The following is a 23,429-nucleotide window of genomic DNA, read 5'->3' as shown; positions in this document are numbered from 1 at the left end:
AATAATTAACCGGATATATTAATAAAAAATAAATATTTAATAATTTCAATTGCTTAATTAATAAAAATGATACATAAAAAAATATATATAAAGTGAAAGTTGATATAGATTTGTGGGAATTTCAATAATTAAGTTAAACTAATAAATTACCTTCGTATCTAAATAGTTCTTTTCATCTTAGGAGGCCGCTACAAAAAGGAGGTGATGCCTTTGATAGAGATCGAAAATTTGTTTTTTATTTAACATATTTCTTGTTTTTTGATTAATTTAACTTTAAAGCTACAATTTAATAAACAAATAATTGTACAAAAAGTATAAAATATAAAAAGGTATAAGATTTATTTTGGATTATGAGTAATCAACAAGAAAAAAAGCTGTTTGCTGAACGACTGAATAAAGCTTTGCTGGAAGCAAAGCATCCTATTAGTCCCACTTACTTGGCGAATGAATTTAACAACCGTTACAATGGTCAACCTATCAGTGTACAGTCAGCCAATAACTGGTTATTAGGTAAAGCAATTCCTAATCAGGATAAGTTAGCCATATTAGCCTTATGGTTAAATGTATCTAATCAATGGTTACGTTTTGGAGACATTGATCAAATAAATACACCTAATAGTAATTCATTAGAGTCAATGGATTTAGATTTTCTATTGAAATTCAGAAGATTAAGTAATTCTCAAAAGAAACTGGTTACTTCATTGATAGATGAAATTCTAAGATAATTTATTATGTAGAAGCTTCATATAATGTTGCTTCTCCTTCCTGTAGATCTCAAGCAAATCTTCATATTCTCTTATTTTTGCATATAATCTTTTCAGCTCATTTTTTTTAATGACCACTGAATCTATAGGATCATAACAAGTTCCTAAACATGCCTTTTTTTTCTGTTCCATACTTAAAATAATAAATCAATATTTGATTAAATCATAAACCATCTACAATAAAAAACCAATAAAAAAGCCACAAAAATATACTTTTGTCTATAAAACTGTGACCTGGTTCATAAGCAAAAAACAATTTCAATCAATCACTTAATTTTACTTATTAAAGGAAACCATATTTTTTAATCAAAAAATCCCCGCAATTGCGGGGATTTTTTTATGAAATGATCAGCTGATGAATTACATCATACCGCCCATACCACCCATACCACCCATATCAGGCATCGCAGGTTTGTCTTCTGGAATATCAGTGATCATGCATTCAGTTGTTAACATGAGGCCAGCTACAGATGCAGCGTGCTCAAGTGCAGAACGAGTTACTTTCGCTGGGTCAAGAATACCCATCTCTAGCATGTCACCGTATTCGCCAGTTGCAGCGTTGTAACCAAAGTTACCTTCGCCATTTTTAACAGCGTTGATCACTACAGAAGGCTCATCACCCGCGTTAGATACAATTTGACGAAGCGGTGCTTCGATCGCGCGGCGAAGAATGTTGATACCTACATTCTGGTCATCGTTCGCGCCTGTTACACCTTCAAGTGCTTTAGCTGCACGTACCAGAGCAACACCACCACCAGCAACAACACCTTCTTCAACTGCAGCACGAGTCGCGTGAAGCGCATCATCTACGCGATCTTTCTTCTCTTTCATTGCAACTTCAGTTGCAGCACCGATTTTGATGACAGCAACCCCGCCAGCAAGTTTCGCTACACGCTCTTGAAGTTTTTCTTTGTCATATTCTGAAGTCGACTCTTCAATCTGTGCACGGATTTGCTGTACACGCTCAGAAATCTGAGTTGCATCACCAGCGCCATCAACAATTACAGTATTTTCTTTAGATACAGTTACTTTATGTGCAGTACCCAAGTGATCAAGTGTTGTTTGATCAAGCTGCATGCCGATTTCTTCAGAAATTACAGTACCGCCAGTCAAGATCGCGATATCTTGAAGCATCGCTTTACGGCGATCCCCAAAACCAGGCGCTTTCACTGCACATACTTTGATGATGCCGCGCATGTTGTTTACCACAAGTGTAGCCAGTGCCTCACCTTCAACATCTTCAGCAATGATCAGCAGCGGTTTGCCAGTTTTTGCAACAGCTTCAAGTACAGTGATCAGTTCACGGATATTACCGATTTTCTTATCAACAAGAAGAATGAACGGATTTTCAAGTTCTGCTGTCAAAGTATCTTGTTTGTTTGCAAAGTACGGAGAGATATAACCGCGATCGAACTGCATCCCTTCAACTACATCCAGCGAATCCTCGAAGCCTGAACCTTCTTCAACCGTGATCACGCCTTCTTTACCTACTTTTTCCATCGCTTGCGCAATCAGCTGGCCTACAGTCGTATCAGAGTTAGCAGAGATCGAACCTACTTGTTCAATAGCTTTAGAGTCTGATGCTGGTTTTGCAGTTGCCTTGATGTTTTCAACAACAGAACGTACTGCAATATCGATACCGCGTTTCAAGTCCATTGGGTTCATACCCGCAGTTACTGACTTGATACCTTCGTTCAAGATTGCTTGAGCAAGAACAGTCGCAGTCGTTGTACCGTCACCTGCGATGTCATTGGTCTTAGAAGATACTTCGCGAACAAGTTGAGCACCCATGTTCTCGAACTTGTCTTTTAAAGTAATTTCTTTGGCTACAGTAACACCATCTTTAGTGATGTGCGGCGAACCAAAAGAACGGTCGATGACAACATTACGGCCTTTAGGACCAAGCGTAACTTTTACTGCATCTGCAAGGGTGTTTACACCAGCAATCATTTTTGAACGAGCTGAATCACCAAATTTTACGTCTTTAGCTGACATATTTGACTCCGAATATTATTGTATCTTTACAAAATCTGATTTGGAACGAATAAAACTTTTTAGCGTAGATTAAGCTTCTAATACTGCTAAAATGTCAGATTCTTTCATGATTAAAAGCTCTTCACCGTCTACTTTTACAGTAGTACCTGCATACGTACCGAACAATACTTTGTCGCCAACTTTTACATCTAGTGCACGTACACCATTGTCGGTGATTTGACCATTACCAACTGCAATAACTTCCCCTTGAGCAGGTTTTTCAGCAGCCGAACCAGGAAGTAAAATCCCTCCCGCTGTTTTAGTTTCTTCTTCAACACGACGAATAACAACGCGATCATGTAATGGACGAATGTTGCTCATAAATAACTCCATCAGACTAAGTCTTTTTTAAGGTCACTGATGACGACTTAATTATTCCATGGGTCATCATCAAAAATTTTTGATGTCACTTTTATGGAGATGGAATAAAACGCTTCAAGGGCAAAAATGAAAAAAAATTGGTTTTTTTTAAAGAATTCTTAATTTTCGTCTATTTCTTGGACAGATCAGCTTTAAACACAAAAGATTGTGCCATTTCATCGAACAGATATTGAGAAATGTTTCCTGTGGCATCAATCAGGTTAAAGCTATTAGGTTCATTTTGATGCAGACGATTTGAGGCAGAAGTCCCCGCATGTACATCGTAAACCGGATGATCTAATCCTAGCTTAAATATCTGGTTCAGATCATAAGTCGCCGGTTGATGCAGATGTCCATGCAACACACCAAACAGGCCATGCTCCGCCCAGGCTTGTAACGCAATTTTAGCCATCAGTGGGCTGTCCTTGAAACCGCGCTTGTTTTGAGAAGGCACATAAAAAGGTTGATGGCTGACAATGATTTTTAGTTTGGAAACCGGTGCTTGGGCCAGCTTCATATCAATACGTTGAATCTGCTCAAGCGATAAATGTCCTTTGGTATGATACCGGCGCCGGATTGAATTCACGCCAATCAGGTAAAAGTTTTCTGTTTCAAACACCGGCTCCAGTTCGCCAAAAAAAATCTGGTAGCGGGTGAATGGATTGAAAAACCGGTTCCACAAATGATAAAGCGGAATATCATGATTACCTGGAATTACCATATAAGGTGTATTGAGCTGATCCAGAAATTTCTTACAGTCAAAGAACTGACCAAAACGCGCACGTTGCGTCAGATCACCACTCACCACTACCGCCTCCAATGGGTGAGACTGGCAAAATTGTTGAATCGCTTTTAAACACTCCGGTCTTTCTGTACCAAAATGCAGATCAGAAAGATGTAGAATCATGCGGCACCATTACATTTAAAGCATTTTTTAAAACTGAAATATTTAGAGGAGGTGTCATTTCTACAGTCTCTCCATCTATAGCAATCATCAGCTTGTTACGTCTAGATTCAATCCGTACCTGATCCGCAGCAAAACTATACACATCCGATGCTTCATCAATCTTGCCCCGGATGAGCTGATATACCAGCTTAAACAACGTCATTTTGTCACTTTTAGCGACCACGACACCGGCAACCTTCCCCTGTTCCGCAGCCTGAGCAATCCGCATTTTCATTTCGGCCAGTTGTAGTGGATTATTACCAAAAAAAATCAGTGGAGTTTTAACCGGGTATTTTTTTTGATCTACCCAGATTTTGAGTTTTAATTCTTTGCGATCGCGAATCAGCACATCTAGCGCAGAGGTATAGGCATGTATAGGTAGCCGCCCAAAGATCCGGTTGTAATCTTCACGCTTTTTTATAAATAAAGGATAGAGTCCCAAACTGGCATTATTCAGATAAATTTCCTGATTAATACGAGCGACATGAATAGATTTAATCTGACCTGTGGCAATGACTTGTGCGGCTTCAACCAAGTCCAAAGGAATACCCAGCAACCTTGCTACATAATTAAAAGTACCTAAGGGCAAAATACCTACCGGAATCTGCGTTTCAAGCAAATGTTTTGCGACAGAGTTCAATGTTCCATCTCCACCAGCTGCGACCACTACCCCAGGTTCGACAGACTGCTGATGGCGCAGCAAAACTTCGGCCATAATTGTTATAAATTGCTGTGAATCATTGATTTCATAGCTTTTAATCTGATAACCATGCGTTGAAAAAATTTCCATCAATTGCTTATAATTTTCTTGCTGATCGAGTAAACGAAAACCAGAATTATGGTTATAAATAATCGATAAGGGTTTAGATTGATTAGACATTTTTTGTTCAGATTAATGTAGACCTATTGGCATTTTGTCCAATTCATACACAATTAATAGTGGCTTTATGTAAAATTCAAATAGTGACCATTTATTTAATCAATAACAAACAAGATTAAATCATTTTATTTATATTATTGATTTTAAATAAAATAATTAAAATAAATACCATACATAAAATTAATAAATATTATATTAAGTCTTTGAATTTATTTGCATCTAACTGTTTTTTCTATATTTAAATTGAAAATAACATAATATTCCAAATAAGATCCAACGCTTCTTTGGTCTTATTTTTTTTACGATTTTATGCTTTAATACAGCCACTTTTTTTCATATTTCATCTGGCCAGTATTTTATTGACCAGATTGTACTTTGTACAACATTTTGTACACATTTGAGATAGGCCTCACCATGACCCAAGTGAACGCACCAGAATTCGTTCGTCACCCTAAGCTTATTGCGTGGGTGGAAGAAATTGCTAAATTGACAAAACCAGCAAAAATTGAATGGTGTGACGGTAGCGCAGAAGAATATCAACGTTATATCGACTTGATGATCGCTAACGGCACAATGCAAGCACTTAACCAGGAAAAACATCCGGGTTCTTATCTTGCAAATTCTGATCCTTCTGACGTTGCTCGTGTTGAAGGTCGTACTTATATCTGTTCAGAAAACAAAGAAGACGCTGGTGCGACCAATAACTGGGAAGCACCTGCTGAAATGCGTGCTCGCCTGAACGGTTTGTTCGACGGTTCTATGAAAGGCCGTACTTTGTACGTTGTACCTTTCTCTATGGGTCCTTTAGGTTCTCATATTGCACATATCGGTATCGAACTGACTGACTCTCCTTATGTAGCAGTCAGCATGTCTAAAATGGCTCGTATGGGTAAAGCTGTTTATGACGTTTTGGGTACTGATGGCGAATTTGTTCCATGTGTACACACAGTTGGTGCACCTTTAGAAGAAGGTCAAAAAGACGTTGCCTGGCCTTGCAACCCCGAAAAATGGATCGTGCATTATCCAGAAACGCGTGAAATCTGGTCTTACGGTTCTGGTTACGGCGGTAATGCATTGCTTGGTAAAAAATGCCTAGCTTTACGTATTGCATCTTATATGGGTCGTCAACAAGGCTGGTTAGCTGAACACATGCTGATCCTTGGCGTGACGAATCCACAAGGCGAGAAACACTACATCGCAGCTGCATTCCCATCTGCTTGTGGTAAAACAAACTTCGCAATGCTGATTCCACCAGCAGGCTACGAAGGCTGGAAGATTGAAACTGTAGGTGACGATATTGCCTGGATCAAACCAGGTGAAGACGGTCGTCTATACGCAATCAACCCTGAAGCTGGTTTCTTCGGTGTAGCGCCTGGCACAAATACCAAGACCAACCCGAACTGCATGGCAACTCTTCATAAAGACGTGATCTATACCAACGTTGCTGTAACAGACAACGGCGAAGTATGGTGGGAAGGTCTGACTAAAGAAGCACCTGCTAACCTGACGAACTGGAAAGGTCAACCACACACTGGCGAAGAAAAAGCAGCGCATCCAAACGCTCGTTTCACCGTTGCTGCTGGTCAATGCCCTTCTATCGATGCTGATTGGGAAAATCCAGCGGGTGTTCCAATTTCTGCGTTCATCTTCGGTGGTCGCCGTGCAGACACAGTGCCGCTAATTTCAGAAGCTATTGATTGGGTTGATGGCGTGTATAAAGCTGCAACCATGGGTTCTGAAACCACTGCCGCTGCTGTTGGTCAACAAGGTGTTGTTCGTCGTGACCCATTCGCGATGCTGCCATTTGCTGGCTACAACATGGCTGACTACTTCACGCATTGGTTAGAAATGGGTGAGAAAGTGGGCGAGAAAGCTGCTGCTGCAGGCAACAAGCTTCCAGGTATCTACAACGTGAACTGGTTCCGTCGTGATGCTGAAGGCAACTTCGTATGGCCTGGTTTCGGTCAAAACATGCGTGTTCTTGAGTGGATCATTGACCGTTGTGAAGGTCGTGCAACTGCTGTTGAGACTCCAATTGGCCGTGTTCCAACTTACGAACAGTTGAACTGGAACGGTACTGATTTCTCTAAAGAACAGTTTGACCTGGTAACTTCTCAAGACAAAGATCAATGGATCAAAGAGCTTGAAAGCCACACTGAATTATTTAACAAATTAGGTGATCGTTTACCTGAAGCGTTGAAAAAACGTCAAGCTGAATTACTTGAAGCTGTTAAATCTGCTTAAGTGCTGATTTAATTTAAGAAGGTCGCGTAAGCGGCCTTTTTTATTAGGTGTCTAAACAATTGATCACAATTCGCCAGATCAACAGATCTGGCAAACTATGGCATACTCGGGACAATACATCAGGGAATATAACTATGAATAAAACCACAATTTTTTTAGGATTAGGTCTCAGCAGTCTACTCATCAGCGCATGCCAGACAGCACCACAACAATTTAATGGCCAGACAGGTTATGAAGTCCTGGAGCGTTCAGAAAATGCTGCGACCCTGAGCTATACACTCGCAGGGCGACCAAGCCAAGATGGAAACCGCCTGCAAGCCGCTTGCAGACAGGTTTTAGGCAACTCTAAAACTTACAATATCCAGATTCTAAGCATAAATGAAATTCCCAATCCCACTGCGGAACAAGAACAATATGGCCGACAATTAGGGAACAGCCGTACGCAAATCAGCTTAAGCAATACACCTGATTTATATAATAGCGATAACCCCGGTGCACGCGAAGCCTTAGATGCCCGCCCGACGATCATGCGTGTGATTCGTTATACTTGCTCTTAATCACTGATACTTATTTAAAATGAGGCAATAAAAGGGCTAACAACCCTTTTATTTTTTAACTTTAAAGTGTTTTATAAAAACTGACATTACGAAACTCGGGTGACTCATCTAAATCTGGCCAGGTCGTTGCGCTGCGTTCCTCCAGTTTTTCGTATTGGGGATGGCTAAAGTTTTTGACCCGACTATCTGCAACCCATACCTCAGGTGCAAATTTTAAAAACTCGTCCAAGAAGAAACGGTTGCACTGGTCATACAGGACATCAGCGGCCAGCAAAATGTCTACCTGCTCTGCCTTATACAGATCATCCAGATATTCAAGCTCGACATCATTCAGCTCAGCATTGGCGCGACATGCCTCCAGACTGACCTGATCGATGTCACAACAAATCACACGTTTCGCGCCCGCCATTTTCGCTGCAATCGCAACTACACCCGATCCAGCCCCAAAATCCAAAACTACTTTGTCTTTGACATGATGCGGTTCTGCCAGTAGCCACTGTGCCATTGCCAAGCCTGATGCCCAGCAGAAGATCCAGTACGGCGTATCATTCCAGATGCGACGAATCACTTCATCATCCAGCTTATCTGCCGGAAATACTGGTGGAATCAGCCAAAGTGAAATTGGCGTTTCAGGCAATTGCTGTGCCAGCAACTCACAACCAGGGATTACCTCATGTAAGACTTGAAGTAAATGCTCGGGGGCTTTGGGGAATTGGAAAGTACAGCTCATTGGATTTCTTTTTAATTGGTATTTATATCTTTAAATAATCTCCCCTAACCCCTCTTTAAAAAAGAGGGGAAACTCCATCCAAAAATAATGATCAGAGTTCCCTCCTTTGAAAAAGGAGGGTTAGGGAGGATTTAAAATTAACCTAGCGCTTTTTCAGCAGCTTCAACCGTTTGACGAATCAAGGTGGTAATGGTCATAGGACCTACACCACCTGGAACTGGCGTGTAAGCAGAAGCTATTTCTTCAATACCTTGTAACTGGATATCCCCCACACCACCGCCATCACGTGGATGGAAACCGGCATCTACAACTACTGCACCGGGTTTGATCCAGTCTTTCTGAATCAGCTCAGCCTTACCTACCGCACCAACAATGATATCTGCTTGCTTCACGAAGCTTGCAAGATCTTGAGTACGTGAGTGGCAAATGGTCACAGTTGCATTGGCTTCAAGCAGCATTGCTGCCATTGGTTTACCCAAAATTGCAGAGCGACCAACCACTACCGCATGTTTACCAGCAATTTCAATGTTGTTTTCTTTCAGGATGGTCATGATGCCTGCAGGCGTTGCAGAACCATAAGCTGCTTCACCCATTGCCATACGGCCGTAGCCCAGACAAGTGACACCATCTACGTCTTTTTCAAGCGAAATTGCATCAAAACATGCACGCTCATCAATTTGCGCAGGAACCGGGTGTTGGAGCAAAATACCATGTACATCTGGGTTTGCATTTAGTTTTTCAATTTCAGCAAGTAATTCTTCAGTAGTGGTCTCCTTAGGAAGTTCCACTTTAAGTGAATCCATACCAACACGGCGGCAAGCATTGCCTTTCATGCGAACATAAGTAGCAGATGCACCATCGTCACCTACCAAAATCGTCGCAAGAATTGGAGTACGACCTGATTTTGCTTTCAGCGCTTCTACGCGAGTAAACAAGTCAGCTTCTATTTGCTTCGCCAATGCACGACCGTCTAGAACTAATGCCACAGCATTTCTCCCAAGTGTTGATATGAATCAATTTTGCACATTCTACATGATAATGCTAAATATTTTCCGCCAGATGCTGTTTTTATGCGCATACGAATGAATACACTATTGTTTTTTTTTCTGAGCTTGATAATATACGCATCAACAAGACGCGGCGGGGTGGCAGAGTGGTCATGCAGCGGACTGCAACTCCGTGGACGCCGGTTCGATTCCGACCTCCGCCTCCATCTTGTTAAAGCCCGAGTGGTGAAATCGGTAGACACAGGGGATTTAAAATCCCCCGCCCACAAAGCGTGCCAGTTCGAGTCTGGCCTCGGGCACCATTCTTCTACTATAGAAAATGGTGCAAATAAAAGAACCCAGCGAAAGCTGGTTTTTTTATGCCTTTAATTTAGTTATTCCAAAAAATGAGTAAGTCTAAATTTCCTGTTTAAGTTTCATTACCTATTATGCAGCACCCTGCTTTCATTTAAAATATCATCCAGCAGAGCGTAAATATCCTTGCAGATCCTGTTCCAGTTTTTGCTGAAAATGAATTGGTTCAATGATTTTCACATAAGGTAACCAGTAACGCACCAAAGGCAGTAACTGCATTTCATGACGAATCTGGCAACTAATCAATAATTCTCCAGACTCCAGCTCCTGCTCAATCTGCTGTTCCGGAAATAAACGGCGCTCTTTAAAAAATACTGTGACTGCAGGCTGTACCTTGACCAAAACCTGCTGTTTTTGCCGTCCAAACCAGATGCTATCTTCATCTGTCAGCATTTTCAGTACTTCAGAATCATGCTCAAAACTTTCAGCCTCGAAGACCAGTTTTACCTGCTGCAACTGGCTTAGGCGATAGGTTTTCAACTCGCCCTGAATCACACCAGCCAAGTACCAGATACCATGATGATGAATCAAGCGATAAGGCTGGATAATTCGCACTTGATCTGAATAAAGTAGCTCAATCTGCTGACGTTTATAGATCGCACCTGCAAGCAGCTTGAAATGTTCGGCGAACTGTTTGGCATCTTCAAAATAGTAGCCTTTTGCCGAAAATACCTGATTTGCCCGCTCATCCAGCAGTTCACGTATAAAAGACATGTCCAGCGTCGGGTACAGATCACTGATCCCAGACAATTGGGCAAAATTCTGGATATCCTGTAATTTGAAACGTCCTAAATAGGAAGGTTCAAGATAATAGCGTTTTGTATTTTCATCCTGTATCAGCGGCAAATAAGAATTAAGGCGATCAAAATCACGCTCAATCGTTCGGGTGCTCACCTGAAATTCTCGTGCCAACTCCTGCACATTTAACTGATGCCCTATATTAAGTTTGGTTAAAATACTGGCCAAACGTTCTGCAAGGCGCTCATGCGTTGACGCATTGCCCTTCATAAATCCCCTCTTTCGCTATTTTTAGCGCAATGCATACTCTGCTTAGAATTTTTAAATTATAGGAAAATTATACAGCTTAATAAAAATGAGATTAGAGTTAATTACTTCAACTTAAGGCTAATAGGCACAGTCTTTTTAAGCTTTTTTACGGCGCTTAAAAGCAGATTTAGAACTTTTCCGGTTAAGCCGTTCCATATAGCGTTCCAGATGCAGCATGGCCTGATACAGCTTGTGTAAATCCGAACGGATGAACTGATTAAGAATAATGACTTTATGCAACCGCTTTAATGCCCGAAAGCCGTGTTCACGCGTATAGGGAGCTGACACTATTTTCATCATATACTTCCTCTTGTTATATGAAGTTTCATTCAATACCAAACAATTTAGTCAGGTTAATTTTAATTGTTAATTTACTCCCCAGTTTCGACAGGTTGTGTCGAACAATTAACATTTTTACCATTTTTTAAAATTTAAACCCCTATATCAATCAATTAATTTAAATTGGTCGTCATTTTTTATGCAAAATAAAAGCCAACACAAGTTGGCTTTTATTGTTTTTAGTATTCTAATCACAAGAATAATTAGATGATTTCCACCACAATTTTTCCAATATGTTCACCCGTATCCATGGCTGCATGCGCCTCCTGAATCTGGTCAAACTTAAAGGTCTGATAAATCATTGGCAGACATTCGCCTTGTGCCCATAAGGGTGCCACATGCGTTTTCAAACCTTGTGCAATTTCAGCTTTTTCAGCCGTGCTACGTGCACGCATTGTTGAACCGGTAATAGTCAGACGTTTCATCATGATCTGACCCAGTTTCACTTCCTTAGCCTTGGCACCACCTAAAAATGCGATATATACCAGACGGCCATCACGGCGGAGCAAATTCAAATTACGCTCTAAATATGGCGCACCGACCATATCCAGAATCACATCTACACCTGCCTTATCCGTTGCTTCATTAATGACCTGCTCAAAGTCCTGAGTCTTGTAATTGATTCCTGTGGTTAGATGTGAAATCGCCTGGATTTTTTCGTCACTACCTGCTGTGGCAAAGGTTTTAATCCCCAAGGATTTACATAGCATGAGTGCCGTGGTTCCAATCCCACTGGTTCCGCCATGCACCAGTACCGTTTCTCCTGCCTTGGCTTTACCCATCTGGAACACATTTGCCCACACCGTAAAGAAGGTTTCAGGAATCGCGGCGGCCTGCACAAAGCTCACGCCTTCAAGAATATTTAAAGTCTGGCTTTCAGGTACGACGCAATATTCTGCATAGCCACCACCATTGGTCAGGCCACAAACCTTGTCACCGACTTTAAACTGACTTACACCAGTTCCGACCGCAACCACTTCACCTGCCACCTCCAGACCTGGAACAGGAGTCACGCCTTTTGGCATCGGGTATAGACCCTGACGCTGCAAGATATCCGGACGGTTAATCCCAAAGGCATGAACCTTGACCAGCACCTCGTCAGCTTTGGGTTCAGGAATAGCAACTGTTTCATAAGCGAGTTTATCCACCCCACCCGGTTCTGTAATAATGACGTGTTGCATGTTTTGTTGCGACATGGATTGTTTCCCTAACATTGATGTTTTATCTCTCTTAAACTTATTTGAACATAGAACGCTTATGGATTGAAGGCTAATGGACTTATGTATAATCTTTGGGGTATTTTATAAATTGATATCAAGCAGACCATGACTATTATTATTCAAAAAGTTGAAACAGAAGATATAAATCCAGTTCTAGACATCTGGCTACATGCCTCCTTACAGGCGCATGCCTTTATTCCCGCAACATATTGGCAACAACAGCTGATTGCCATGCGTGATCTATATCTGCCTCTTTCTGAAAATTATGTAATCAAAGAAAATCATACAGTTCTGGGTTTTGCCTCACTGCTAAGATCAGAGCAGGTATTGGCCGCACTTTTCATTGATCCCGCCCAGCAGGGCAAAGGTTATGGTGTACGTCTGCTGGATTTCCTGAAACAGCAATGTGAGCAACTGCATTTAAATGTGTATGCTGAAAATACCTCAGCAGTTCAGTTCTACCAGAAACAAGGTTTTAAAATGACCAGTCAAGGGATTGACCAGAATACCGGCCATGCAGAACTGGCTATGAGTTGGTGCAGGCCTTGATCCGGAACATATAAGGGCAATTTATGTCAGCAGTCATCCTTTATAATGAAGATAATTATAGCGATTTTGAATGGTATGAAGGCCTTGCGGTGATCCGCTTCTATGCAGACTGGTGCAAGCCATGTGTTCAAAACTTTCCTGTATTTGAACAACTGGCAGGGTATTATACTGAGTACAAACCAACCATCAAGTTCGGCAAGATCAATGTCGATCAATCGCCAATTCTGACTTTACGCTATAACGTCTATGGCCTACCTTCCACCCTGATTTTTAAAAATGGCCAGATTATTCACCGTATTGCCGGTGTAAAAAATCTGACTGAAATGAAAGCCATTCTGTCTCAAGTAATGGACGAATCATCCAACTGATGCAAGCAGACCAATGCCCTATTTGGCAGATTGATTCGGCATCTGCACAAACTGCATCAGGAATTTACGCACCAGTGGGAGTACCACCAGAATCAGTGGAAATGCCATCAGCCATGACATGCTCCAGGCATGCAGCCACACTGAGATAAACTGATCACTCCAGCCTTTATTCAGTAGCAGATTAAAGCAGGAAATTGCACCACTCATAATACCGGAAAGGATCAGCGGCATGAGCCAGTTCAGATGTTTGGCATGAAATTTGGGAACTATATTTTTCATCATTTTACCTAATTTTTAAATCGTGAATCGAATTACAGACGTGTGATGTTTATTGCTGCTTGGTCGATCTGTTTTGCAATCTTTTGAATATCTTCAGTGCTTAATTCATCATCAAACAGTTTGTATCGCAATGCAGCTTTCAGACTTTCCATCGCAGTATTAATGTCGATATAACGCTCATCATCTTTAATCCGGCGACGGGTTTCAAACCGGCGAAGAACTTTTTGCAGGGTTTCCTGATAGCTTTCCAGATGCTTAAGACCTTCGTCAGTAATGTGATATTGCTTGCGCTCATCAGCACTCATAGTCACTTGTGTATATTGCTGCTCTTCCAAATAACTAATGGTTGGACAGATCGTGCCGGTGCTCGGCTTGTAGTTTCCGCCGACCAGAGCAGCCACTTCTTTAATAATGTCATAGCTAAACCTGGGTGCCTGGGCAATAAAATGCAGCACCAGCAATTTCATTTCACCTGCTTCAAACAGACGTTTGCGAAGTTTTGGAGAGTTTTCTTGTTCTTCTGAAATAACAGAGTGAGGACTTACAGGCATGGTTAAGATATATCTTAAATTTAATTAAGATATATCTTATTGAGAATTTAATTAAAATTCTAGTTCTAATTCAACTTTTATTTGATCAACTTAAGCATCTAGAAAACCATCATGAATAATTTTATTTCTCATTTCTTTTAGAAAAGTCAAACTTGATGATTCGGACTCAAATAAACTTCCACTTAATTCATTCAACCTCAATAGTTTTCTTTTACCATGTTTAATATCATATTTATAACATTCAAGCTTTTGATAAGAAGAAAGTGTTATAAATTAATTTTCTTTCAAATTGATATGCATAATCCATCAATAGAGAGTGATATTCTTCCACCCCATTCTTGTAAAAAGATTGATTATTATTTTGTTCACCCTTTACCTCATTTAAATTAAAGTACAACATTTCAATTTCTCTTTTTTAACAGATTAATTCTTAATTATTTCCGACTCAAAAATTCTTTTATCATCTTTTCACTTACATCTTCCGGATAACAAAGTGGTGCATATCCACCAGCGCGGTTATAAGCACTGCGTTTCCCACAACGGCTGCCATTACGTGCAGTATTGTAAGGGCATGGACAATTGCCCGGATAACTCTCAATCGACTGTTTAATAATCTTCTGCTTGATTGCTTCAACACTTTGACTACTCTGTTTGGCTTCAGCTCCAAAAGCTACACACAAACCAACCAGTAATAATAATTTTTTCATAAATACCCCCATCTAGGGAGCATTGTATTAATTGACTAGTAAATTAAAAGATCACATTTTGACTAATCGAATGATTTTCATGCAAACAAAATTTAGGCAATAAAAAACCCGCTTTACAGCGGGTTTCTCTAAAACCAATCCAGTCTTATAGACGAACCAGTTCCACAATTTTCTCAGCAAGTTCTTCAGCAGATTCCTGAGCAAAAGTAACGTCTGTACCCTCAGTTGCATCAGTTACTACAACCACACCAGTTTCACGAACCAGCGTAACTTGATCAGCTGAAAGACCCGCTTTCGCAATCGCAACCACACCTTGCTGGATCAGCAGGCTTTCAAGAGCTTGAGCATTTTCAAGCGCTTTAGCAGACACAGTTACCGCAGCAGGTTTCTGACCTAAACGCGCAGCACGCGTTTCAGCCGTTACAGGCTCGTTGTGCGCAGTCCATTCCACTGCCGCCTCAACCATCCCCGCACCAACAGTCACGTTGCTTAGACGGTCAATAAAGATAAATGAGCCAGTGTAACGGCTATCCTGATAACGGTCGAAAACCACTGGCGCATCAAATTCGATGGTGACATCAGCAATTGCATTCAACTCCAGTTGCTCAACTTCCATTTTTTCCAATGTGTTGACATTGGTACGGTAGTGAATTTTCGCAACTTTTGCTGGAATGGTCTGAGTACCAAACTTCACGTTATAAAGTTTGCCAATGACTAGCGGCTGGTCATTCATCCAAACCACTGAGGCTCGCGCAGAACGTGAAATTAAAGGTTGCTCACCCGCTTTAACGAGAACGTTACCACGTGAAATATCAATTTCATCATTCAAAGTTAAAGTAATGGCTTGCCCCGCAACAGCGTGATCCAGATTACCATCAAAAGTGACGATTTCTTTGACTGTTGATTTCTTGCCAGATGGCAGCGCAACAATCTCATCACCAACTTTTATTTCGCCCAGTGCGATGGTACCGCAGAAACCACGGAAGTCGAGGTTCGGACGGTTCACGTACTGAACCGGAAAACGGAATTCATCTTTGCTGGTATTACGCGTAATTTCAACAGTCTCCAAAGTCTCCATTAAGGTTTGACCTTGGTACCACGGCGTATTTGGTGATTTGTTAACGACGTTATCACCGTTGAGTGCAGAAATTGGCGTGAAAATAATATTTTCAGGCTTACGTTCACCCAACTGTTCAATGAACTTGTTGTACTCCGCCTGAATTTCATTGAAGCGTGCTTCAGAAAATTCAACCAGGTCCATCTTGTTCACGGCCACTACGATATTATGAATTCCTAAAAGACTCGCAATAAATGAGTGACGGCGGGTTTGGGTCTGCACGCCATAACGCGCATCAATCAGGATGATCGCAAGATCTGCAGTCGACGCACCTGTCGCCATATTGCGGGTATACTGCTCATGTCCCGGTGTATCAGCAATAATGAACTTACGTTTTTCAGTCGAGAAATAACGGTAAGCCACATCAATAGTAATGCCCTGCTCACGTTCGGCCTGTAAACCATCTACAAGAAGCGCCAGATCAGGTGCATCGCCAGTGGTACCGACTTTTTTCGAGTCACGGGTAACTGCCTGCAGCTGATCTTCATAAATCAGTTTTGAATCGTAAAGCAAACGACCAATTAAAGTTGATTTACCATCATCTACGTTACCGCACGTCAGGAAACGCAATAAGTCTTTATTTTCATGTTGTTTCAAATAACCCAAGATATCTTGGCTGATTAAATCAGATTGATGAGACATTGCTCAAAGCTCCACAAATACGTTGAAATCGGTTACTAATCTTTAAATCCACCTAAGTCCTCCAATCAATTTCTGGAGTTCCCCCCTCTTTTCTAAAGAAGGGGTTAGGGGGAGATTACGAGACTCTAGAAATAACCTTCCTGCTTTTTCTTTTCCATCGAACCTGCTTCATCATGGTCGATCATACGGCCCTGACGTTCAGATGTGGTCGCTAAAAGCATTTCCTGGATAATTTCCGGCAAGGTGTTGGCTGTAGATTCCACAGCACCCGTAAGCGGGTAACAGCCTAGAGTACGGAAACGAACCGATTTCATTTGTGGTACTTCGCCTGGATTCAGGCGCATACGCTCATCATCCACCATGATCAGCGTGCCATTACGCTCGACCACTGGGCGTTCAGCCGCCAGATACAATGGCACAAGTTTGATATTTTCAAGATAGATATATTGCCAGATGTCGAGTTCAGTCCAGTTAGACAGGGGGAATACACGGATACTTTCACCTTTATTCACTTTACCGTTGTAAAGGTTCCATAGTTCTGGACGCTGGTTTTTCGGGTCCCAACGGTGTTTAGAATCACGGAATGAATACACGCGTTCCTTCGCGCGTGACTTTTCTTCATCACGACGTGCCCCACCGAAAGCTGCATCAAACTGATATTTGTCCAGCGCCTGTTTCAGACCTTGGGTTTTCATGATGTCGGTATATTTTGAGCTACCATAGTCAAATGGATTTACGCCCGCATCACGGCCTTCCTTGTTCTGATGCACGATCAGATCAAAGCCATGTTCTTTTGCCATGTTGTCACGGAACGTGATCATGTCTTTGAATTTCCAGCCTGTATCTACATGCAGCAATGGAAATGGAAGTTTTGCAGGATAAAACGCTTTCAGTGCCAAATGCAGCATTACTGCTGAATCTTTACCGATTGAATACAGCATGACCGGATTTTCAAACTCGGCAGCAACTTCGCGGATGATATGAATACTCTCAGCTTCGAGCTGTTTGAGATGAGTAAGTCTTTCCTCATTTAACGACATGGACAACACCAGCTTAGAAAAACGTGTACTTATGACACTTTTGAAAATTTATATTCATTATAGTGATTTACCTATCCTATCCATTGCTTGTTTTATGATATTGATATATCAAAAGCTCATATAAAAATTCATCAATAATGAATATCAGTTTTTATGAATCAAGGTTTTGCATAACGCAGGCTTGGATATTTTGTAGTATTTATCCAGGGGCACTCTGTCAACAAACCAATAAAATCATAGAAAAATAATCTAAAGTAGTGGTTCTCAAACAGTTGAAAAATTACTAGAGTAAGCTCAACTCTGCCCTTTCATATATGTTATTTATGCCCTATAGCACTTTTGATCTCAGCACAGTAAAACACCGCCTGGAACAGGCTCAGCTTGCCGGCTACATTTATCAGCACCAGCAGCATATTTTAGTTCTGCAAGAACCTTTTAGTGATGATGGCAAGCCCTTGAATATCTATCTGCAACATGAACTGACCGCAGACCAAATCGGATTGCAGTTTGCTTTACGTTTACATGAAGGTCATTGGGAATTTCTAGTGGGCATCACCTATAGCAACCAGAATGCAGCTTACGAAATTGGTGTCAGCCATCTCAAAGGAGATCAAAAAGCCTTTAACTTGCTATATGCCTTTTATAATTATCCTAAAGCCTTCTATCTGGTGGCATTACCTTTGACGAGTAGTAGTCAAATGCTGGAGCAAACCCTGCAACAACAGCTTTTCAGTCAGCCTGATCTGAACTTCCTGAATACCGCAGTCAAGGTCAATCCTATGGGTGAACAGGTTAAATGGATGCAGCAGTATATTCTGCAACAGACCCTCGATATGAAAGTGCGAATTCAGACCGCCCTGCTCTAGCAGATTTAAACAGAAAATATAAAGATACTCTGGTTGAAGTATCTTTATATTTTTCCCAGAAACATACAGACAACAGGCGTTACTTGCCATAATTTCTATGGAATTATTCCATTTCTCTATCAAGAATCTGATTCGCTTATAGTTTATTATTAATTTTAATAGTTCACTGATTATTAAATAATCTATATATTCAATCCCTGTTTATCAGGTTTTTTGTTATTTTTTTGCATACAAAAACTACAATTACTGCTATCGTAAGCCTGATAAAAAATTTCAGATACTTTTCCTAAAAACATAATTATAGAGATAAAAAATGTGGGAACTGTTTACACATCCATCCAATATCGTATTTAGCATCAGTTTAAGCCTAATGCTGATGTTTGCTGCACTTGAGTGCATTCTGCTGTTGCTCGGTGGCGGATCACAGCATATGTTTGAACAGTTTTTACCTGACGACCCCCTGCATCCGGAAATAAGTCCGGATCACCCTCCCGGTGTTTTCAGCAAAGTATTTGACTGGTTATATTTGGGACGTCTGCCTTTATTTATCTGGCTGATTATTTTTCTGACCAGTTATGGTTTGAGTGGTTTATTGATTCAGGGCATATTTGAACGCCTGACCAGCCAACTTTTCAGTGTCTGGCTAATTTCTCCAGCCTGCCTGTTTCTGTGTATGCCTGTAGTACGCTTGCTTGCCAAGGCGGCCAGCAAGCTTCTGCCTCAAGATGAAACTTCTGCCATTCATAGCGATGAACTGATCGGACGTACCGCGACCATTATCTTGGGAAACGCTAGAGTGAATTCTCCGGCACAGGCCAGAGTTCAGGATCAGTATGGGCAGACCCATTATGTGCTGGTTGAACCTGAAAGTAATCAAACCTTAAATCAAGGCCAAGATGTGGTTCTGACCCAAAAAACTAAAAACGGCTTTCAAGCCATTGAACTTTAATTTTATTTAGCCAAAACTCAATTGAGACTTTATAACAATGTTAAAATTTGATTTATATAATATTTTAATTATTGCGGGAATTATTTTTGTAGCACTGGTGACCTTCGGTTTCATCATTGCACGCTTATACCGTCGTTCAAGCAAAGAAATTTCCTTTGTACGTACCGGCTGGGGTGGAGAAAAAGTGATTTTAGGCGGAGGTGCCATTGTGCTTCCAGTCTTGCATGAAATTATTCCGGTAAACATGAATACCTTGCGCCTTGAGGTGCGTCGTGCAGATGATCAGGCACTAATTACCCGTGACCGGATGCGTGTCGATGTCATGGCCGAATTCTATGTACGGGTCAAACCTACCGCTGATTCAATTGCCACCGCAGCACAAACACTCGGTCAAAAAACCATGTCACCCAATGAACTAAAAAATCTGGTGGAAGGCAAGTTTGTCGATTCACTGCGCGCAGTAGCCGCAGAAATGGCCATGGAAGAATTGCACGAAAAGCGGGTGGATTTTGTACAGAAAGTTCAGCAGGTGGTGTCTGAAGATTTACATAAAAATGGTCTGGAGCTTGAAACTGTTTCACTGACTGGTCTGGATCAGACCGGATTTAAATATTTCAATCCACAAAATGCTTTCGATGCAGAAGGCCTGACCAAGCTTACTGAAACTATTGAGGATCGTCGTCGCAAGCGTAACCATATTGAACAGGATACAGATCTGGCAATTAAGACCAAGAATCTGGAAGCTGAACAGGCTCGTCTGCAAATTATTCGTGAAGAAGAATATGCCAAGTTGCAACAGGAACGTGAAATTGCCATTCGACGTGCTGAACAGCTGGCTGAAATTGCTGCTCAGGAAGCTGGCAAAAAACGCGAAGCAGAGGAAGCCCAAATTGCGGCTGAACGCGAGGTCGAACTAAAACGGATCTTGGCCGCCCGTGATGTTGAAAATGAAAACATTCAAAAGGCCCAGCTGATTCAAAAAGCACAGGTCGAGCAAAAGAAAACCATTGAACTGGCTGAACAGGATCGTGCCATTGCCATTGCTGAAAAATCCCGTGCCGAATCTGAAGCCAAAGCACAAGCCGACCTTGCCCGTGCTCAAGCAGTAAAAGCTGAAGAAGAAGTCATCACAGTACGGCAAATCCAGCAGGCAGAGCGTCAAAAGGCGGTTGAGCTGGTCGCAGCCAAAGAACAGGCTGAAAAGGATGCGATTGCGATTACCGTAGCGGCTGAGGCAGGCAAACAGGCGGCAGCAGACGATGCAGAAGCCGTACGCATTGCTGCTGAAGCTGAAGCCGAAAAGGTTCGTCTCAAAGCCAAGGGTGAAGCAGATGCGAAAATCCTACTAGCTCAAGCGATGGAGAAACAGTATCAGGTCGATGCTGAAGGTACCCGTGCGGTCAATGAAGCCAATAATGTTCTGTCACCTGAACAGGTTGAAATGCAGATTCGTCTGGCCATGTTGAAATACTTGCCTGAAATTATCCGGGAAAGTGTCAAGCCAATGGAAAACATTGACGACATCAAGATTCTTCAGGTCAATGGACTACATGGCAGTCATGCCGGTTCTTGTCAGGCAGATGCACATCATGAAGGGGGCAATGTTGCCCTTTCAGATCAGGTGGTCAATAGCGCCCTGCGTTATCGCAGTCAGGCACCTTTAATTGATAGCTTGATGAGTGAGCTGGGTATTCAGGGTGGTGATATCAACGGCATGACCCAGAGCCTCAAAGCTAAAACCTGAAAATAGACTGAGACATAAAAAAGCTCCCATTTGGGAGCTTTTTTATTACAGGTTTACTTTAGATATCAAGCCAAACCTTTATCTTTTAACACTTGTAGCATGGTTGAACCAAGTTCGGCAGGACTACGCGTATAGGCCATACCCGCACGCTCAAAGGCTGCAAATTTTTCTTCAGCTGTACCCTTACCACCTGAAATAATCGCACCTGCGTGACCCATACGTTTGCCTTTAGGCGCAGTTACGCCCGCAATATAACCAACAACCGGCTTAGTCACATTCGATTGAATATATTCAGCTGCTTCTTCTTCTGCCGTACCACCAATTTCACCAATCATAATGATGGCTTCAGTTTGCGGATCTTCCTGGAACAGTTTTAAGCAGTCAATCTGGTTCATGCCCGGAATCGGGTCACCACCAATACCGATACAGGTCGACTGACCTAAACCTAGGTTAGTGGTCTGTGCCACGGCCTCATAAGTCAGTGTACCTGAACGCGAGATAATTCCGATTTTACCTGGTTGATGAATATGTCCCGGCATAATCCCGATCTTACATTCACCCGGCGTAATAATACCCGGACAGTTTGGTCCAATCAGACGTGTACCGTTGCCATTGGTTTCCAGATAACGCTTGGCTTTCAGCATGTCGAGGGTTGGTACACCTTCAGTAATTACCACAATTAATTCAATGCCGGAATCAACCGCTTCAATAATGGAATCCAGTACAAAAGGTGCCGGAACATAAATCACCGAAGCATCTGCGCCAGTTTCCTTCACCGCTTCACGCATGGTATTAAAAACGGGTAAATCCAGATGGGTTTGACCGCCTTTTCCTGGAGTGACACCGCCCACAACTTTAGTGCCATAAGCCAAAGCCTGTTCAGAATGGAATGTGCCGTTTTTACCTGTAAAACCTTGTACCAACACTTTGGTGTCTTTATTAACTAATACGCTCATGATGGATACTCCTTAAGCTTTTACAGCAGCAACAATTTTTTCTGCAGCATCAGCAAGACCATGTGCAGAAATCAACTTCAAACCTGATTCATCCAGTAATTTTGCACCCAATTCCGCATTGTTGCCTTCAAGGCGAACAACCACAGGAACAGTCACATTTACTTCCTGAACCGCTGCAATAATTGCTTCAGCAATCATGTCACAACGTACAATTCCACCAAAAATATTGATTAATACGCCCTGTACAGAGCTATCTGCAAGAATAATTTTGAAGGCTTCAATCACACGCTCTTTCGTAGCACCACCACCCACATCCAGGAAGTTGGCTGGTTGACCGCCATAGAGCTTGATAATATCCATGGTTGCCATGGCAAGACCCGCGCCATTAACCATACAGCCAATGTTACCCTCAAGTGCCACATAGTTCAGATCAAATTCAGAGGCTTTTAGTTCGCGCTCATTTTCCTGAGACTTATCTCGCATAGCGGCGATTTCTGGCAAACGGTATAGCGCATTTGAATCAATTCCGATTTTGGCATCAACACACAGAATGTCACCATTCTCACGCACAGATAGCGGATTGATTTCAAAAAGTGCAAAATCATTCTCTACAAATGCCTGATAGGCAGCTGTCATGATTTTTACAAATTGATTGATTTGTCCATCTTTCAGTTTCAGTGCAAAAGCAACTTCACGTGCCTGAAATGGCATCAAACCGACTAAAGGTTCAACTTCAACTTTAATGATTTTTTCCGGGGTTTCTTCAGCTACCTTCTCAATCTCAACACCGCCTTCAGTTGATGCCATAAAAGTGATCCGGCGAGTCGAGCGATCGACTACAGCACCCAAGTACAGCTCGCGCTCAACCGGATAAACATCTTCCGAGACTAAAATGCTATTGACTGGCTGACCATTGGCATCTGTCTGATAAGTGACCAAGCGTGAACCAATTATCTGGTTGGCATATTCAGCAGCCTCGGCAGCCGATTTTACTACTTTTACACCGCCTGCTTTACCTCGACCGCCGGCATGTACCTGTGCTTTCAATACTGCGAACTTTCCACCCAACTGCTCAAAAGCTTGCACCGTTTCATCGGCATTAGTGGCCAGTATGCCCTCCTGTACAGGCATACCATATTTTTTTAATAGCGCTTTTGCTTGATACTCATGTAAATTCAT

Annotated in this window: 24 protein-coding genes and 2 tRNA genes; 10 read left to right on the top strand and 16 right to left on the bottom strand. The window is 41.9% G+C overall.

Annotation, left to right across the window (positions count from 1 at the left end):
• The first annotated feature begins 350 nt into the window (after positions 1–350).
• The gene (locus VXQ11_RS00730) at positions 351–725 is read left to right on the top strand and encodes a hypothetical protein (protein ID WP_064095609.1); all 375 of its coding nucleotides are present in this window, start codon (positions 351–353) and stop codon (positions 723–725) included.
• A gap of 399 nt (positions 726–1,124) precedes the next feature.
• Here the strand turns inward: VXQ11_RS00730 and groL are convergent, their stop codons facing one another.
• From groL to VXQ11_RS00710, 4 genes are all read right to left on the bottom strand, one after another.
• Positions 1,125–2,759 carry a chaperonin GroEL gene (gene groL, locus VXQ11_RS00725; RefSeq protein ID WP_064095611.1) on the bottom strand — a complete coding sequence of 545 codons (1,635 nt, stop codon included), beginning with the start codon at positions 2,757–2,759 and terminating at the stop codon, positions 1,125–1,127.
• 69 nt (positions 2,760–2,828) lie between these two features.
• Positions 2,829–3,119 carry a co-chaperone GroES gene (locus tag VXQ11_RS00720; protein WP_064095612.1) on the bottom strand — a complete coding sequence of 97 codons (291 nt, stop codon included), beginning with the start codon at positions 3,117–3,119 and terminating at the stop codon, positions 2,829–2,831.
• A gap of 169 nt (positions 3,120–3,288) precedes the next feature.
• Positions 3,289–4,065, bottom strand: a complete 777-nt coding sequence (locus VXQ11_RS00715) for a metallophosphoesterase family protein (protein WP_064101477.1) — start codon at positions 4,063–4,065, stop codon at positions 3,289–3,291.
• Positions 4,046–4,984, bottom strand: coding sequence for a diacylglycerol/lipid kinase family protein (locus VXQ11_RS00710; protein WP_416705184.1), 939 nt, complete (start codon positions 4,982–4,984; stop codon positions 4,046–4,048). Before VXQ11_RS00710 ends, VXQ11_RS00715 begins: the two co-directional genes overlap by 20 nt.
• Before the next feature lie 414 nt (positions 4,985–5,398).
• Between VXQ11_RS00710 and VXQ11_RS00705 the strand changes: the two genes are divergently transcribed.
• Complete coding sequence (locus tag VXQ11_RS00705; protein WP_064095615.1) at positions 5,399–7,228, top strand: phosphoenolpyruvate carboxykinase (GTP); 1,830 nt, start codon at positions 5,399–5,401, stop codon at positions 7,226–7,228.
• Between the two features lie 134 nt (positions 7,229–7,362).
• Positions 7,363–7,785, top strand: coding sequence for a hypothetical protein (locus VXQ11_RS00700; protein WP_064095616.1), 423 nt, complete (start codon positions 7,363–7,365; stop codon positions 7,783–7,785).
• A gap of 61 nt (positions 7,786–7,846) precedes the next feature.
• Here the strand turns inward: VXQ11_RS00700 and VXQ11_RS00695 are convergent, their stop codons facing one another.
• Complete coding sequence (locus VXQ11_RS00695) at positions 7,847–8,515, bottom strand: class I SAM-dependent methyltransferase (protein WP_416705183.1); 669 nt, start codon at positions 8,513–8,515, stop codon at positions 7,847–7,849.
• A 137-nt stretch (positions 8,516–8,652) separates the two neighbouring features.
• Positions 8,653–9,501 (bottom strand): bifunctional methylenetetrahydrofolate dehydrogenase/methenyltetrahydrofolate cyclohydrolase FolD, encoded by an 849-nt coding sequence (folD, locus tag VXQ11_RS00690; protein WP_064095618.1) that lies wholly within the window; start codon positions 9,499–9,501, stop codon positions 8,653–8,655.
• Between the two features lie 153 nt (positions 9,502–9,654).
• Here folD and VXQ11_RS00685 point away from each other — a divergent pair.
• Both VXQ11_RS00685 and VXQ11_RS00680 read left to right on the top strand, forming a co-directional pair.
• A tRNA-Cys gene (locus VXQ11_RS00685) sits at positions 9,655–9,728 on the top strand.
• Positions 9,729–9,738: 10 nt separating this feature from the next.
• A tRNA-Leu gene (locus VXQ11_RS00680) sits at positions 9,739–9,824 on the top strand.
• Between the two features lie 154 nt (positions 9,825–9,978).
• Here VXQ11_RS00680 and VXQ11_RS00675 read toward each other — a convergent pair.
• The 3 genes from VXQ11_RS00675 to VXQ11_RS00665 form a co-directional block, all read right to left on the bottom strand.
• Positions 9,979–10,884, bottom strand: coding sequence for a helix-turn-helix transcriptional regulator (locus VXQ11_RS00675; RefSeq protein ID WP_416705182.1), 906 nt, complete (start codon positions 10,882–10,884; stop codon positions 9,979–9,981).
• Positions 10,885–11,019: 135 nt separating this feature from the next.
• Complete coding sequence (locus VXQ11_RS00670; protein ID WP_064095620.1) at positions 11,020–11,220, bottom strand: hypothetical protein; 201 nt, start codon at positions 11,218–11,220, stop codon at positions 11,020–11,022.
• A 245-nt stretch (positions 11,221–11,465) separates the two neighbouring features.
• Complete coding sequence (locus tag VXQ11_RS00665; RefSeq protein WP_416679873.1) at positions 11,466–12,458, bottom strand: NAD(P)H-quinone oxidoreductase; 993 nt, start codon at positions 12,456–12,458, stop codon at positions 11,466–11,468.
• Between the two features lie 129 nt (positions 12,459–12,587).
• Between VXQ11_RS00665 and VXQ11_RS00660 the strand changes: the two genes are divergently transcribed.
• Together VXQ11_RS00660 and VXQ11_RS00655 are read left to right on the top strand one after the other, a co-directional pair.
• Positions 12,588–13,031 (top strand): N-acetyltransferase, encoded by a 444-nt coding sequence (locus tag VXQ11_RS00660; protein ID WP_416705181.1) that lies wholly within the window; start codon positions 12,588–12,590, stop codon positions 13,029–13,031.
• 23 nt (positions 13,032–13,054) lie between these two features.
• Positions 13,055–13,399 (top strand): thioredoxin family protein, encoded by a 345-nt coding sequence (locus VXQ11_RS00655; protein WP_416705180.1) that lies wholly within the window; start codon positions 13,055–13,057, stop codon positions 13,397–13,399.
• Positions 13,400–13,417: 18 nt separating this feature from the next.
• Here VXQ11_RS00655 and VXQ11_RS00650 read toward each other — a convergent pair whose 3' ends face one another.
• From VXQ11_RS00650 to cysD, 5 genes are all read right to left on the bottom strand, one after another.
• Positions 13,418–13,678, bottom strand: a complete 261-nt coding sequence (locus VXQ11_RS00650) for a DUF2798 domain-containing protein (protein WP_416679870.1) — start codon at positions 13,676–13,678, stop codon at positions 13,418–13,420.
• A gap of 32 nt (positions 13,679–13,710) precedes the next feature.
• Positions 13,711–14,229, bottom strand: coding sequence for a PadR family transcriptional regulator (locus VXQ11_RS00645; protein ID WP_416679869.1), 519 nt, complete (start codon positions 14,227–14,229; stop codon positions 13,711–13,713).
• 434 nt (positions 14,230–14,663) lie between these two features.
• Complete coding sequence (locus tag VXQ11_RS00640) at positions 14,664–14,936, bottom strand: hypothetical protein (RefSeq protein WP_416679868.1); 273 nt, start codon at positions 14,934–14,936, stop codon at positions 14,664–14,666.
• A 145-nt stretch (positions 14,937–15,081) separates the two neighbouring features.
• Positions 15,082–16,695 (bottom strand): sulfate adenylyltransferase subunit CysN, encoded by a 1,614-nt coding sequence (gene cysN, locus VXQ11_RS00635; RefSeq protein ID WP_416705179.1) that lies wholly within the window; start codon positions 16,693–16,695, stop codon positions 15,082–15,084.
• 125 nt (positions 16,696–16,820) lie between these two features.
• Positions 16,821–17,735 carry a sulfate adenylyltransferase subunit CysD gene (gene cysD / locus VXQ11_RS00630; RefSeq protein WP_064095628.1) on the bottom strand — a complete coding sequence of 305 codons (915 nt, stop codon included), beginning with the start codon at positions 17,733–17,735 and terminating at the stop codon, positions 16,821–16,823.
• A 323-nt stretch (positions 17,736–18,058) separates the two neighbouring features.
• On the opposite strand from cysD, the gene VXQ11_RS00625 reads away from it, so the two are divergent.
• The 3 genes from VXQ11_RS00625 to VXQ11_RS00615 all read left to right on the top strand — a co-directional run bounded on the left by VXQ11_RS00625 (position 18,059) and on the right by VXQ11_RS00615 (position 21,294).
• Positions 18,059–18,601, top strand: a complete 543-nt coding sequence (locus VXQ11_RS00625) for a hypothetical protein (protein WP_416705178.1) — start codon at positions 18,059–18,061, stop codon at positions 18,599–18,601.
• Positions 18,602–18,914: 313 nt separating this feature from the next.
• Positions 18,915–19,550, top strand: coding sequence for a YqiJ family protein (locus tag VXQ11_RS00620; protein WP_416705177.1), 636 nt, complete (start codon positions 18,915–18,917; stop codon positions 19,548–19,550).
• Between the two features lie 37 nt (positions 19,551–19,587).
• On the top strand, positions 19,588–21,294 hold the full coding sequence (locus tag VXQ11_RS00615) for a flotillin family protein (RefSeq protein WP_416705176.1): 1,707 nt from the start codon (positions 19,588–19,590) through the stop codon (positions 21,292–21,294).
• Between the two features lie 65 nt (positions 21,295–21,359).
• Here the strand turns inward: VXQ11_RS00615 and sucD are convergent, their stop codons facing one another.
• Entirely contained in the window at positions 21,360–22,250 is an 891-nt protein-coding gene (sucD, locus tag VXQ11_RS00610) for a succinate--CoA ligase subunit alpha (RefSeq protein ID WP_064095631.1), read from the bottom strand.
• A 12-nt stretch (positions 22,251–22,262) separates the two neighbouring features.
• Positions 22,263–23,429 (bottom strand): ADP-forming succinate--CoA ligase subunit beta, encoded by a 1,167-nt coding sequence (gene sucC, locus VXQ11_RS00605; protein WP_064095632.1) that lies wholly within the window; start codon positions 23,427–23,429, stop codon positions 22,263–22,265.

This window comes from Acinetobacter sp. 197, assembly GCF_048148385.1.
Classification (GTDB): Bacteria; Pseudomonadota; Gammaproteobacteria; order Pseudomonadales; family Moraxellaceae; genus Acinetobacter; species Acinetobacter pecorum.
Note: the sequence above shows the minus strand (reverse complement) of the source record. Positions and strands in the feature narration are given on the sequence as shown.

What these genes read in the sequence shown, in the direction of transcription:
- VXQ11_RS00695 (WP_416705183.1), bottom strand. Translation starts at nt 8,515, where the DNA reads ATGAGCTGTACTTTCCAATTCCCCAAAGCCCCCGAGCATTTACTTCAA.
- VXQ11_RS00665 (WP_416679873.1), bottom strand. Translation starts at nt 12,458, where the DNA reads ATGTCGCAACAAAACATGCAACACGTCATTATTACAGAACCGGGTGGG.
- VXQ11_RS00670 (WP_064095620.1), bottom strand. Translation starts at nt 11,220, where the DNA reads ATGAAAATAGTGTCAGCTCCCTATACGCGTGAACACGGCTTTCGGGCA.
- sucD (WP_064095631.1), bottom strand. Translation starts at nt 22,250, where the DNA reads ATGAGCGTATTAGTTAATAAAGACACCAAAGTGTTGGTACAAGGTTTT.
- cysD (WP_064095628.1), bottom strand. Translation starts at nt 17,735, where the DNA reads ATGTCGTTAAATGAGGAAAGACTTACTCATCTCAAACAGCTCGAAGCT.
- VXQ11_RS00715 (WP_064101477.1), bottom strand. Translation starts at nt 4,065, where the DNA reads ATGATTCTACATCTTTCTGATCTGCATTTTGGTACAGAAAGACCGGAG.
- VXQ11_RS00615 (WP_416705176.1), top strand. Translation starts at nt 19,588, where the DNA reads ATGTTAAAATTTGATTTATATAATATTTTAATTATTGCGGGAATTATT.
- VXQ11_RS00720 (WP_064095612.1), bottom strand. Translation starts at nt 3,119, where the DNA reads ATGAGCAACATTCGTCCATTACATGATCGCGTTGTTATTCGTCGTGTT.
- VXQ11_RS00650 (WP_416679870.1), bottom strand. Translation starts at nt 13,678, where the DNA reads ATGAAAAATATAGTTCCCAAATTTCATGCCAAACATCTGAACTGGCTC.
- VXQ11_RS00625 (WP_416705178.1), top strand. Translation starts at nt 18,059, where the DNA reads ATGCCCTATAGCACTTTTGATCTCAGCACAGTAAAACACCGCCTGGAA.
- sucC (WP_064095632.1), bottom strand. Translation starts at nt 23,429, where the DNA reads ATGAATTTACATGAGTATCAAGCAAAAGCGCTATTAAAAAAATATGGT.
- VXQ11_RS00640 (WP_416679868.1), bottom strand. Translation starts at nt 14,936, where the DNA reads ATGAAAAAATTATTATTACTGGTTGGTTTGTGTGTAGCTTTTGGAGCT.
- VXQ11_RS00660 (WP_416705181.1), top strand. Translation starts at nt 12,588, where the DNA reads ATGACTATTATTATTCAAAAAGTTGAAACAGAAGATATAAATCCAGTT.
- VXQ11_RS00675 (WP_416705182.1), bottom strand. Translation starts at nt 10,884, where the DNA reads ATGAAGGGCAATGCGTCAACGCATGAGCGCCTTGCAGAACGTTTGGCC.
- VXQ11_RS00700 (WP_064095616.1), top strand. Translation starts at nt 7,363, where the DNA reads ATGAATAAAACCACAATTTTTTTAGGATTAGGTCTCAGCAGTCTACTC.
- VXQ11_RS00620 (WP_416705177.1), top strand. Translation starts at nt 18,915, where the DNA reads ATGTGGGAACTGTTTACACATCCATCCAATATCGTATTTAGCATCAGT.
- cysN (WP_416705179.1), bottom strand. Translation starts at nt 16,695, where the DNA reads ATGTCTCATCAATCTGATTTAATCAGCCAAGATATCTTGGGTTATTTG.
- VXQ11_RS00710 (WP_416705184.1), bottom strand. Translation starts at nt 4,984, where the DNA reads ATGTCTAATCAATCTAAACCCTTATCGATTATTTATAACCATAATTCT.
- VXQ11_RS00730 (WP_064095609.1), top strand. Translation starts at nt 351, where the DNA reads ATGAGTAATCAACAAGAAAAAAAGCTGTTTGCTGAACGACTGAATAAA.
- VXQ11_RS00645 (WP_416679869.1), bottom strand. Translation starts at nt 14,229, where the DNA reads ATGCCTGTAAGTCCTCACTCTGTTATTTCAGAAGAACAAGAAAACTCT.
- groL (WP_064095611.1), bottom strand. Translation starts at nt 2,759, where the DNA reads ATGTCAGCTAAAGACGTAAAATTTGGTGATTCAGCTCGTTCAAAAATG.
- VXQ11_RS00655 (WP_416705180.1), top strand. Translation starts at nt 13,055, where the DNA reads ATGTCAGCAGTCATCCTTTATAATGAAGATAATTATAGCGATTTTGAA.
- VXQ11_RS00705 (WP_064095615.1), top strand. Translation starts at nt 5,399, where the DNA reads ATGACCCAAGTGAACGCACCAGAATTCGTTCGTCACCCTAAGCTTATT.